The organism is Zongyangia sp., assembly GCF_965361945.1.
The window spans coordinates 1-11,788 of sequence record NZ_CBDTOK010000023.1 but is presented as its reverse complement, the minus strand read 5'-3'; the positions used below and the strand labels follow the sequence as shown (position 1 = coordinate 11,788).

Annotated in this window: 11 protein-coding genes; all 11 read left to right on the top strand. The window is 62.1% G+C overall.

Going from position 1 to position 11,788, the window contains the following annotated elements; all coding sequences use genetic code 11:
- The first annotated feature begins 426 nt into the window (after positions 1 to 426).
- Entirely contained in the window at positions 427 to 1,152 is a 726-nt protein-coding gene (locus ACZ25G_RS01355; RefSeq protein WP_463681279.1) for a hypothetical protein, read from the top strand.
- Positions 1,124 to 3,301: a hypothetical protein gene (locus ACZ25G_RS01350; protein WP_463681278.1), complete on the top strand. Its 2,178-nt coding sequence runs from the start codon at positions 1,124 to 1,126 to the stop codon at positions 3,299 to 3,301. The genes ACZ25G_RS01355 and ACZ25G_RS01350 overlap by 29 nt, the downstream gene beginning before the upstream one ends.
- Positions 3,298 to 4,401, top strand: coding sequence for a polysaccharide pyruvyl transferase family protein (locus ACZ25G_RS01345; RefSeq protein WP_463681277.1), 1,104 nt, complete (start codon positions 3,298 to 3,300; stop codon positions 4,399 to 4,401). The genes ACZ25G_RS01350 and ACZ25G_RS01345 overlap by 4 nt, the downstream gene beginning before the upstream one ends.
- A complete protein-coding gene (locus tag ACZ25G_RS01340) occupies positions 4,398 to 5,600 on the top strand; it encodes a Coenzyme F420 hydrogenase/dehydrogenase, beta subunit C-terminal domain (RefSeq protein WP_463681276.1) in 1,203 nt (400 codons plus the stop codon). The genes ACZ25G_RS01345 and ACZ25G_RS01340 overlap by 4 nt, the downstream gene beginning before the upstream one ends.
- Before the next feature lie 294 nt (positions 5,601 to 5,894).
- A complete protein-coding gene (locus tag ACZ25G_RS01335) occupies positions 5,895 to 7,121 on the top strand; it encodes an oligosaccharide flippase family protein (protein WP_191510711.1) in 1,227 nt (408 codons plus the stop codon).
- Complete coding sequence (locus ACZ25G_RS01330) at positions 7,118 to 8,263, top strand: glycosyltransferase family 4 protein (RefSeq protein ID WP_463681275.1); 1,146 nt, start codon at positions 7,118 to 7,120, stop codon at positions 8,261 to 8,263. Before ACZ25G_RS01335 ends, ACZ25G_RS01330 begins: the two co-directional genes overlap by 4 nt.
- On the top strand, positions 8,260 to 9,264 hold the full coding sequence (locus ACZ25G_RS01325; RefSeq protein WP_463681274.1) for an acyltransferase family protein: 1,005 nt from the start codon (positions 8,260 to 8,262) through the stop codon (positions 9,262 to 9,264). Before ACZ25G_RS01330 ends, ACZ25G_RS01325 begins: the two co-directional genes overlap by 4 nt.
- Positions 9,261 to 9,968, top strand: a complete 708-nt coding sequence (locus ACZ25G_RS01320) for a glycosyltransferase (protein ID WP_191510714.1) — start codon at positions 9,261 to 9,263, stop codon at positions 9,966 to 9,968. The genes ACZ25G_RS01325 and ACZ25G_RS01320 overlap by 4 nt, the downstream gene beginning before the upstream one ends.
- A complete protein-coding gene (locus ACZ25G_RS01315; protein ID WP_191483333.1) occupies positions 9,965 to 10,315 on the top strand; it encodes a DUF2304 family protein in 351 nt (116 codons plus the stop codon). Before ACZ25G_RS01320 ends, ACZ25G_RS01315 begins: the two co-directional genes overlap by 4 nt.
- Before the next feature lie 197 nt (positions 10,316 to 10,512).
- Positions 10,513 to 11,568, top strand: a complete 1,056-nt coding sequence (locus ACZ25G_RS01310) for a hypothetical protein (protein WP_463681273.1) — start codon at positions 10,513 to 10,515, stop codon at positions 11,566 to 11,568.
- Between the two features lie 4 nt (positions 11,569 to 11,572).
- Positions 11,573 to 11,788: hypothetical protein (locus ACZ25G_RS01305; protein WP_463681272.1), on the top strand; the 216-nt coding region annotated here is incomplete at its 3' end.

The following is an 11,788-nucleotide window of genomic DNA, read 5'->3' as shown; positions in this document are numbered from 1 at the left end:
CATGCCGGGGCGGGCACATCCTTTTCTCTCAAGAAAAGGATGCAAAAGTGATCCAAGGGGGCGGCGGCTGGCTGCCGCATAGCCTTTTCTTGATAGCTATGTCCTTTCCTCCAACACAGCTCTCCTGGGAATACGCCTCAGTCGCCCCATGGCCGCCTCTCCCCCTTGGATATCCCCCGCGCCTAGCGGCGAGCAGGACGCGGCCCTAGCGGGCAGCAAATCGCGCCCGCGGCATAATTAAAACCACCGTCCGCGACACACGCGTTTTTGTTGCGAATGGCACTACAGCGCGGCTTGGCAGCGGGCACTGCCCGCGCCTAGCGGCGGGCAGGACGCGCCCTGAGTTTTGTTTGTGACACTGTCCGCGGCGCACGCAAATAGGTCTCGATTGAAACCACAGCGCCGCCCCGGGAGGGGAGGAGGAAGATGATGAAGATAGGATACTTTGCGCCGGAAGTCCGGGAGGACACAGTAAAAGCGGCCTTTTCCGCTCTGGGCCGGGTGGAATGCCTCCCCCTTCCAACGGGGGAGGCGACCCCGGCCTCCCTTTCCGGCTATGACCTTCTCCTCTATCGCCTGGGGGATGACTGGGACCGCTACGGCTCTGTCTATAACCTGGCCGGAGCTTATCCGGGGGTGATGGTCATGGAGGACGCCAGCCTCCGCCGGTTCTTTGGGGGATACAGCGAAGCCCGGGGGGAAGATGGGGAGGCCCTCTTCCGCCGCCTTTACGGGGAGCGGGCCCTCCGAGATTTCCGGCGGCGGAAAAACCACCGGCGGCATGGCGATCAGGCCGATCCCGCCGCCTACAGCCTTCTGGAAGGGATCCAGGACCGGGCTTTGGGCGCCATCGCCCTTTCCGCCCCGGCGGAGGGGGCCCTCCGAATGGCCTACAGCGGCCCCATAACGCTGATGATACCGGGTTGCCGGGAGGAAAACCAGGCGGCCGCCCGGCGCCTTTGGGAGGAAATCCAGTTTCTGGCCCCGTCCCGCCGGCTCATCGGCCGGATCGCCGAAAAACTCCGGGAGGCCCAGAAAGACTACCGGCCTTATCTTTGCCGGAAGGCGGCGGAGGAAATCGAAAATCTCTTTTACATCCAAAAAGGGGAAGGGAGGAATTTCATTGACGGGATGGAAGGGAAAACTCGGTGAGGAGAAAACAAGGGTGACCCTGGCCCTGGCGCTGCTGTTTGTAGCGTCGGCCCTGCTCCGGACGGTCTGCGCCCTCAGCTTTGGGGAGCGGAGCATCTTTTATGACGAGCTGCTCCACTGGAAGACCGGCCAGTCCCTGGCCCAGACGGGGAAGATCGTCCTGCGGGGGTTAAACCTCAGCTACTCCGAGGTGCTCTATTCGGTGGTCATCGCCCTGTGCAACCTGCTGTTTTCCGACGGACAGGCGGCCTACACGGCGGCATTGGTGGCCAACTGCATCCTGATTTCCGCCGCCGTTTTCCCCATCTACATCATGGCCCGCCGGATCATCGGGGAGCGGAAAAAGGCGTTTTTCCTCTGCGCCGTCATCTCCTGCCTGGCGGAGCTGTCCGTCTCCATGCGCATCTTCCAGGAAAGCTTGTACTTTCCCCTGCTCATGGGCTTTTTCTGCCTGTTCACCCTGCTTGTCACAGGGGAGAAACCGCCTACAGTGCCCAAGATGGTGGGTCTTTCCGCTTATACCCTTCTGGTGACCTCCTGCAAGCAGATGGGGCTTGGGATGGTGGCGGGGATGGCCTGTTACTTTGTCTATGTCCTGGTGACGGAGCGGGGACGCCGCCGGCAGAATCTCATGAATGCCGTGGCCTATTTGGGCTCCTTTATAGCTTTTTGGCTCAGCTATAACCGGATTTATTTCCTGCTCAACCAGTCCCGGGGAGCCACCAGCAGCGGGGGCGCCCTCTCCCTCCTCTTTCAAAACCTTTCGAACCTTTCTGTCTATCTGCAAGCCTTTGTCATGGCCCTCTACTACCTGGCGGGGATCATCCTGCTGATGGGCATCTTTGTGGTGCTGCTCCCCTGGGCGATGTGGCGCCGGCTGCTCCCCCAGGAAAAGAAGCTGCTCATCCTGACGGCGGGAGCCATCCTGGCCACGGTGGGGATGCTCTGCTTTACCGTGGCCCTCAGTGAAAGCGAGTCCCAGGGCATCCGGCTCCACTTCCGGTACCTTTGGTATATGATGGTGCCCTTTTTGGCCCTGTTTTTCGCCCTGTATCCCCGGCTGGGGGACAGGCGGCCGCCCGCCCGTTTTTTTGCCCTGGGCGGCGTCTTTATGGCCCTGATGACCTTCTGTTTCCTACTGCCCATCGGCGCCGGAACCGACTGCCCCAGCCTGGAACTGCTCCTGAAGCTGGCCCAGGCCGGCGGGGTGGAGATCGTCCGGGCGGCGGCGGTCATCGCCGCCATCCTGGGAGGCTACCTCCTCTTTGTGAAAAAGGCCAAGGCGCTGTACCTGTGGGTCTGTCTGGCCCTTGTGGCCAACGGCCTCATAGGAAGCGCTTTTCAGTACGCCACCATGGCGGGATACCGGGAGAAATTCGCCTCCCGGGACGCGGCGGCCCGGCAGATCAACGACTATCTCATGGGGGAGGTCACCCCGGGCAACGAAAATATCCTGCTGGTGGCTCCCGGCAAGGTGGGCTTGGCCCAGGAGGAGTGCTGGCTGCAGCTTCCCTACTATTTCTGCACCTCCGCCAACCTGGGGGTGGATGAAAAGGGGAACCTGGCTCCGGAGCTGACACAGCTGCAGGGGCTCAACGACACCTTTACCACCGTCCGGGTCAGCGAGTGGGATTATATCGTCAGCAAGGAGGAGCTGGACATCTCCGGCTATGACCTGGCGCTGCGCAATGAAAGCGGATATGTCTACAAAGAAAACGGAGCGCCTAAACGGCTGCGGGGCAAAATCCAAGAAAAGGATATCTACGAGGACCGCTGGGTGGGGGAAGAAGCGGCCCTGGAGATCTGGATGCCCACCGACGCCAGGGAGATGGTGCTGACCTTTCAGGCGGACACCATGCATTTTGACCGGCTCTCCGTCTCCTGCGTGGACGGCGCCGGCCGGGAGCAGGAGATTGTGGTCACCGGCCAGGAGGAAACCTATTCCCTGACCCTGACCCGCACCTCCCCCGACCAGGACTTCCGGGTGACCTTCCTGCCGGAGCACACCTTTGTCCCCGCCGAGGAATTAGAGGGCTCGCTGGACACCCGCTCCCTCTCCTTCCGGATCCTGGAGGCCGAGACCGATTACGCCCCGGAGGAGGAGTCCGGCGGATGGGAGCCCATGGCGGGCCAGGAGGATACCCAATGAAAATCGGAATTTTGACCTATTTTTTCGCTTCCAACTACGGGGCGGCCCTGCAGGCCTGGGCGCTCACCCGGCTGCTCAGGGAGGCCGGGGCCCAGGCGGAGCTGATCAACTACCGCTGTCCCGCCCTGGCCCGGCCCTACGCCCTGGATCAGATCGCCGCCAAAGGGGCGGGCGGCTATCTTTTGGGGGTGGCGGGGCATCTGGCCCGGCTTCCCCGCCGGGGGAAATTTTCCTCCTTTGTAGAAACCATGCCCCTCAGCCGACCGGTGACCCGCCGGGAACTGCCCCAGCTGGGCCGGGAATACGACGCCTTCCTCACCGGCAGCGACCAGGTGTGGAACTGCCAGGTCAACGGAGGGGATCCTACCTACCTTTTGGACTTTGTCCCGCCGGACGTGGCAAGACTCAGCTTTTCGGCCAGCTTCGGTTTTTCCCACCTTCCCCCGGGCCAGGAGGAATTTTACCGCCGGCACCTGCAAAAATTTCAGAACCTGTCGGTGCGGGAGGAATCAGGAGCCAAGATCATCGGACAGCTTCTGGGACGGCGGGCCCAGGTCACCCTGGACCCCACCCTCCTTCTGCCGGGCGAGGCGTGGGAGGCCCTGGCGGAAGGGGAGCCGGCGGGCCGAACCCCCTACATCCTGGTCTATCAGCTGGGATTTTCCAGCGCCATGCTGGATTTTGCCCGGCAGCTGGGGGAGAAAACGGGATATCCCATCCAGGTGGTCTCCCTGCCCCTGGGCAGGCCCCTCCGGGCCAGGTGGCGGATGGACGCCGGCCCGGCCCAGTGGCTGAGGCTGATCCGGGACGCGGAGTTTGTCGTCACCGATTCCTTTCACGGCACGGTGTTTTCCATCCTGTTTCACAAGCGGTTTTTCACCGAGACGGGAGGATCGATCCAAAAGACCAGCGGCCGGATCGGCCACCTGCTCTCCACCCTGGGCCTGGAGGGGCGGATCCTCTCCCCGGGACAGCTGGACAGCTTTTCCCGGGAAATCGACTACAGCGGGGTGGAAAGGAGGCTGGAAAGGGAGCGGGAAGCATCCCTCCGGTATCTGAAAAAAATCGCGGGGCTCACCCAAGGAGGAGAAAGCTCATGAAACTCTGGGAGAAAAAAGAGGACTGCTGCGGCTGCACCGCCTGCAAAAGCGTCTGCCCTACCTCGGCCATCACCATGTTCCGGGATGGGCAGGGTTTTTGGTATCCATCCATTGACCCGGAAAAATGCATCCAGTGCGGCATGTGCCGCCGGGTCTGTCAGTACATCCACGAAAAAGGCTCTATTTCCCTGCCCCCAAGACAGGAGGGCTTCCCACGCTTTTACGCGGCAAAGCACAAAAGTCCCCAGGTGGTGAAGCACAGTTCCTCCGGCGGATTTTTTACCGCGGTGTCCGACCATCTGCTGGCCCGGGGCGGGGTGATCTACGGCGCCGCCTTTGCCGGGGATTTTTCCGTCGCCCATATCCGGGGGACCACGGCGGAGCAGCGGGATGGGATGCGGGGCTCCAAATATGTCCAAAGCCGGGTGGGAGACGCCTTTTTGGGGGTGCGGGAGGATTTGGAGCAGGGCCGTCCCGTCCTCTTCACCGGCACCCCCTGCCAGGTCCGGGGACTGCGCCATTTCCTGACGGCCCGGCGTGTTCCCGCCGACGGCCTCATCCTCTGCGACTTTATCTGCCACGGCACCTCCAGCTCCCGGCTGTGGGAGGATTACCTGGCCCGGCTGAAGGGGCGGTACGGCCCGCTGGAGGATGTGGAGTTTCGCAACAAGGACCGGGGCTGGAACCGGACCCGGATGAAAATCCGGGTGGGGGACCGGATTTTGGAGGAGAGCTGGGAGGACAATCCCTTCTACCGGCTTTTCTGGGCAGGGGTTTGTCTGGCCCCCGGCTGTTACCGGTGCCAGTGCTGTGACCTCCACCGGGCCGGGGATCTGACCATGGCGGACTTTTGGGGCGCCGGGCATACCCATCCCCGGATCGACCAGGGCCAGGGGGCCTCTTTGGTGCTGGTCAATACTCCCAAGGGGGAAAAGCTGCTCAGGGAGCTGGCCCCTGTCCTCTCCCTGGAGAGGGCAAGGGCGGAGGAGTTTTTCCAGCCCAACCTGGCGCGGCCCACCGCCCGGCCGCCCCGAACCGACCAGTTCTGGGAGGAATACCGCCGGGAGGGCTTTGACTTTGTCCTGCAAAAATACAGCCGCCTCTCCCTGCCCCAGCGGTTGGTAAAAAAGGTGGCGGCTCCCCTGCTCAAAAAAGCCGGGCTCTATGAGAAGGCGGCGCGCGCCTGGCGGCGGCCCTAGCGGGCAGCTAGACGCGCCCTGAGTTTTATTAGTAACGCTGCCGCGATGCCCGCAACCATGTTGCGATTGACACATAAGCGCGATATCCTCCGGCGGTAGCCGGCCCCCGCTCAATTCGAAAAAATCGTCGGCTTCCGCCGAAACCGCCCATGTGCCTTTGTTTTTAGCGGTGACATTGCCGCGTTGCACGCAATTATGTTGCGATTGACATATAAGCGCGACCTGGATGCGGGCACTGCCCGCCCGGCGGTAGGTGGTGGTAGAGGGCACTGCCCGCTTAACGGAGGTGGTGAAATGAAAAAAAGAGGCGCTTTTTTCTGGAATATGGCGGGGTGCACCGTAAATGCCGGAGCCACAGTGGTCCTATTGGCGGCGGTGACCCGGATTTGCGGCGCTGAGGAAGGGGGAGTATTCTCCATTGCCTTTGTGACGGCCCAGATGCTCATGACCCTGGGCGCCTTTGGGGTCAGGGCCTACCAGGCGTCGGATATGGAGGAGGAGTTTACCTTTCCCCAATACCTGACCCACCGCCTTCTGACCTGCGCCCTTATGGTAGGGGCCGGGGCCTCCTGGGCCTTTCTCAGCGGTTACCGGGGGGAAAAGGCGGCGGTGGCTGTCCTCCTGTGCGTTTTCAAAATGTTTGACGCCCTGGCCGATGTGCTGGAGGGCCGCCTCCAACAGAAGGGGCGGATGGATTTGGCGGGAAAATCTTTATGCCTGCGCACCCTCCTTTCCACCACCCTGTTTGTGGCGGCCCTGTGGCTGACGGAAAAGCTCACCTTCGCCTGTATCCTGGCGGTGGCCGGGGCGGCAGCGGGGCTTGTAGCCTTTGGCCTTCTCCCCTGCCGGCGGTATGCCAGATTGGCCCTGACGAGAAGGCTTCGGCCGGTGGGGCAGCTCTTTGCCCGATGCGCCCCGCTGTTTTTCTCCCTGTTTATCCTGGCCTATCTGGTGAACGCGCCTAAATACGCCATCGACCGGCTGCTGCCGGAGCAGTACCAGACCTACTATAACATCATCTCCATGCCCGCCCAGGTGATCTATCTCTTTTCCACCTTTATTTTCAAGCCCATCATCACCGACCTGGCGGAGGATTGGCAGGCGGGGCGGAGAAAGAAGTTTCGAGGGGCGGTGACCCGGCTGCTTCTGTTCACCGTCGGGACGACGGCAGCGACCCTGGCCGCCGCCTTCGCAGCGGGGATCCCGGTGCTGGAAGGGATCTACGGGGTGGAGCTTTCCCCCTACCGTACCCATCTGCTCCTCATCCTGGTGGGCGGCGGCCTCCACGGGACGGCCAACCTGCTTTACTATGTGCTGACGGTGCTCCGGTGCCAGGGCAGTATCTTTGCCAGCGCGGGAGCGGCCTTTGCGGCGGCGCTGCTTCTGCCCGGCGCCTGGGTTTCCGCCGCCGGGATGATGGGAGCGGTGCTCTCCTATGGGGCGGTGATGCTGCTCCTGGCGCTTTTGATGCTTTTCTTCCTGGGCTGGAAATATCACAAGGAAAGGGGAAAACAAGGGTGAAAATATGTATGGTGGTGGGCCACTTTTACCCCCATGTGGGCGGGGTGGAAAAACTGTTTATGGATTTGGCCCACAGCCTTGCCCGCCGGGGCCATGAGGTGCGGGTCATCTGCTGTGAGGAGCCGGGAGCCCGGGGCCGCCGGGAGATGGACGGCTACGAGATTTTCTACTACCCCTGGCCCATCCTCTTTGGCCATCCCCTGGTCCGGTGCCGGGACCTGGCGGAACATATCCGCTGGTGCGACGTCGTCCATACCACCACCTTTACCCCGGCGCCCCCTGCCCGGCGCCAGGCCCGGCGGCAGGGCCGCCCCATTGTCATCACCGTCCACGAGGCTTTGGGGGAAAGGTGGGGATGGATTGAGGAAAATCCCCTGAAGGCGGCGGCCTTCCGGGCCTTTGAGAAATACGTCATCACCCGGGACTATGACTTCTGGATAGCCGACTCCCTGGCCACCCAGGCGGATATGGAAAAGCTGGGGATCACAGAGCGGGTCGGATGCGTCTACCCCATGGCCGCGGCTCAAAAAGCCCCGTCCTCCCTCAGAGAAGGCGGGGAGATGGGGGAATACTTTGGCCTCTCCCCCAAAACCCGGGCCTTTCTCTATTACGGCCGGCCGGGGCAGCCCAAAGGGATTTTTGTCTATCTCAAGGCCATCCGGCTCCTTTTGGAGAGATATGGGGAGGCGGCCTTTGGGGACACGCGGTTTTGCTTTATCCTGGCAAATGACCCCAAGGCCCAGAAGGATAAATTCCTCTCCCTTGTCAAAGAATATGGATTAGAGGGGAAGGTCATCGTCCGGGACCCGGTGGAGCGGGAGAGGCTTTCCGCCATGATTCCCCAGGCCTTGGCGGTGGTGGTCCCCTCCATCACCGAAGGGTTTGGATATTCGGCAGTGGAGGCCTGCGCCCAGGGGGCCCCCCTCATCCACAGCGACGGAGGCTCCCTGCCCGAGGTGGTCTATGGCCGATGCCTTCCCTTCCGCAACCGGGACAGCGGGGATCTCTGTGAAAAACTGTGGCAGGTGATCTCCGGCAAAGCCCAGTTTCGGCAGATTCCGGCCAAGGAGTTTTCTCCACAGGCCATGGTGGCGGCGGTGGAAAACATCTATGGGAAGATGCTGGGAGGAAAAGGACGATGAAAGAGCGGATTTTGTGGCTGGACTGCCTCAAGGGCTTTGCCATCCTGCTGGTGGTGCTGGGCCACTGTATCCACACCATGGCCGGGCCGGGTGAAACCCTGTGGGGCGGCGCCCTTTATCTGATCTACTCCTTTCACATGCCCCTGTTCTTCGCCGCCAGCGGCTATCTTTACGGCCCCCGGGGGGAGAGGTTCCGCCAAAGCCCCCAGGGGATGGGCGGCTACATCCTTTCCCGGGCGCTGGCCCTGGGCATCCCCGGGGCGGTGTTCGGCCTTGTCCAAGGCATCCTTTCCTTCACCCGGCAGACCCAGGGCAGCCTGGGCCAGCGGCTGCTTTCCGCCGGGATGGAGGGGGTAGCCGCCTACTGGTTTTTGCCGGTGCTCATGGCCCTGTCGGCGCTCCTCCCCCTGTTAGACGCCCTTCTCCGCCGGGAGGGGGCGGTGGCGGGGCTATTGCTCTTTTCCAGCCTGCTGGCGGGGATTTGGCATAACGGGGCGGGCGTCTTTCTCTTTTACGGATTCTGCTTTTATGGCGGCGCCCTGCTGGAGCGCCATCCCAAGGCCCTGGAGGGCGGCCCCCTGCCGGTGGTTTTGGCAGCCTTCCTCTTTCTGGCGGGGGCGGCGGTCAGCTTTTTTGAGCGGGATGGGGCTCTCATTACAGACTTATATCTCAAAGCCCTGCTCGGCGTCCCCGGGGCCTATGCCTGCCTGTGGCTGTTCCGGCGGCGGAAGCTTCTGACCAGGTGGAAGTTCCTGGCCCGGATGGGGCGGGATACCCTGGCCGTCTATCTCCTCCACGGCTTCTGCTATGAGGGGGTGTGGGCCCTCCTTGGGCTGGCCGGCTGGGGAATCCCCTGGCTTGGCGTCCCCCTGGGGACGGCCGCCGGCATTTTGCTCCCCATGGGAGCGCGGGCCCTGGCGGGAAAAAATAAGCTCCTGGATTTTCTCTTCTCCCCCGGGCCCATCCTCAAAAAGTACATGTGCAAAGGAGGCAAAGGATGAAAACCCTCATCATCATCCCCGCCTACAATGAGGCGGAACATATCGCCCAGGTGGTCGGTGAAATCAAGGCGGCGGCGCCGCAGGCCGACTGCCTGGTGGTCAACGACTGCTCCCGGGACGCCACCCAGCAGGTGTGTATGGAGCGGGGGCTGTCCTTTGTCAGCCTGCCCTTAAACCTGGGCATTGGAGGCGGGGTCCAGACCGGCTATCTCTACGCCCTGGACGGGGGCTATGACATCGCCGTTCAGATGGACGGGGACGGCCAGCATGACCCAGCCTATCTGGAAAAGCTTATCGCCCCCATCCAGCAGGGGGAGGCGGAGGTGGTCATCGGCTCCCGGTTCCTCACAGGGGAGGGATTTCAGTCCTCCGGGCTGCGGCGGTTTGGCATCCGCTTTCTCAGCGGTCTCATCCGGCTGTGCAGCGGCATCCGGGTCAGGGATGTGACCAGCGGCTTTCGGGCGGTGAACCGCCGCTTTATGGAGATTTACGCCCGGGATTACGCCCAGGACTACCCTGAGCCGGAGGCCATTATCGCCGCGGCCATGTTCGGCGGCCGGGTGAAGGAGGTGCCGGTGGTCATGCGGGAGCGGGCCGGCGGGGAATCCTCCATCAAAAGGTGGAAAACGGTGTATTATATGCTGAAAGTCTCCCTGGCCATCGCCCTGTACCGGCTGACCTTCCGGAAGGAGAAAAAAAGATGAATATGGTGCTCCGTTTCTTCCTCTTCTGCGGCCTGCTCCTCTATTTCTACCTGATCCTCCTTTTCCTCAAAAGAAAATCCCTCAACCTGAAATACTCCCTGCTCTGGATCTTTTCCGGCGTCCTCATGCTGGTGTTCATCCTCTTCCCCACCCTCATCAACTGGGCGGCCCGGCTGCTGGGGGTGGCGGAGCCCATGAACACCATCTTTGCCCTGGGGCTTTTCTTCACCATGACGATCCTCATGTCCATCACCGCCATCGTCTCGAAATTAAACGACCGGATCAAACGGCTGATCCAGGCAAACGCCCTGCTGGAGCGCCGGATCCGGGAGCTGGAGAAAAAATAAAAAGCCATGATATCACGCCCGGAGGCAGAAACCCGCCTCCGGGCGTTTGCTGTGGGAAAAGGAGGCCGGATTCAGGGCCAAACAGCTTTTGCCCAGCAAGGCAAGGCCATGTTGCACAGACCCCTGCAACCGGCAAACCAAAAGGGAGGATGGATGTAGGGAAAAATACCCGACGAAAAAATAAAGGCGGTGAAATGATGAAAATATGGGTCAAAGGCCGCTCCCTGCTCCATGACGGCGCCCCTCTGGGGATGCAAAACGACAGCGGGGTGGAAAAGGTGGAATTTATCCTGGAAAAGGGGGAAGAACCCCTGCCCCTGTCCCAGGGGATCGCCTGCCTCAGCTTCTGCCGGGCCGACGGATTTCAGGGGATGGTGCCCCTGCAAAAGGAAGAGAGAGCCGGCGGCACGGCGCTCCTTTGGCAGGTGAGCAATGAGGCCACCTGTGTGCCGGGGCTTCTCCGGGTGCAGCTTGTGGTCAGCGGCTTGGACGCCAGGCTGTGGCACAGCGAGGTGGTCTCCCTCCAGATTGTGGAGGGCATTGCCGGGGAAGATGGGCAGATCATCCCCCTAGAGCCTCTGGAGGCCCAAAAGCGCCCCTCCATCACGGTGGTGGAGCGCCGGCTCCAGATCCCCTCGGTTTATCAGAAGATCGCGGTGCGAAACGACGAGAACTCCCAGTCGGTGCTCATCCGCCTCCCCCGTTATTACGGCGGCGTGGATCTGTCCGGCTACGAAATCTTCCTCAAGACCATCTCCTCCGGCGGCCGGGACGACCTGCACCTGGCAGATCCCACCGTGACCGACGGGGAAATCCACTGCGTCTGGACCCTGGCTCCTCCCCAGACCTCCTATGCGGGGGTGCTGCAGCTGCAAATCTCCATCAAGGGGGAGGACTTCCAGTGGGAAAGCCAGCCGGGCCAGGTGGAGATTGTGGAATCCCTGGACGCTGGGCCTGTGAACCCAGAGACCCCCACAGTTTTGGACAAGATCCTCTCCCAGGCCCTGGCCGCCGCGGCCCAGGCCAGCGCCGCCAGCACCACGGCCCAGCAGTGGGCCCAGAAGTCGGAGCAGGCCGCCTCCCACGGCCCGGTCATCGGTGAGGATGGATGCTGGCAGCTGTGGGATGGGGAGCTTGGGGCCTATATTTCCAGCGGCATCCTGGCCGAGGCGGATTTTGACAGGGCGGATTTTCAGGTGGACGAAACCACCGGCCGGCTGATGCTGGATCTCGATTTGGATGAGGAGGAATGAAGGGATGAAAGATTTAGGAAAGGTTTCCCTGACGCCCCGGGGAGATTATGACGCCCAGGCGTCCTACGAGCGGCTGGATATGATTTATGACCCCGAGAGCAACCAGTCCTATCTGGCCAGAAAGGACGCCCAAGGGGTTCCCCTGACCGACACCGATACATGGATGAAGTTTTCCACCGGAGGCAGCGGCGGCGGTGGAACCCAAGGCCCTCCCGGCCCT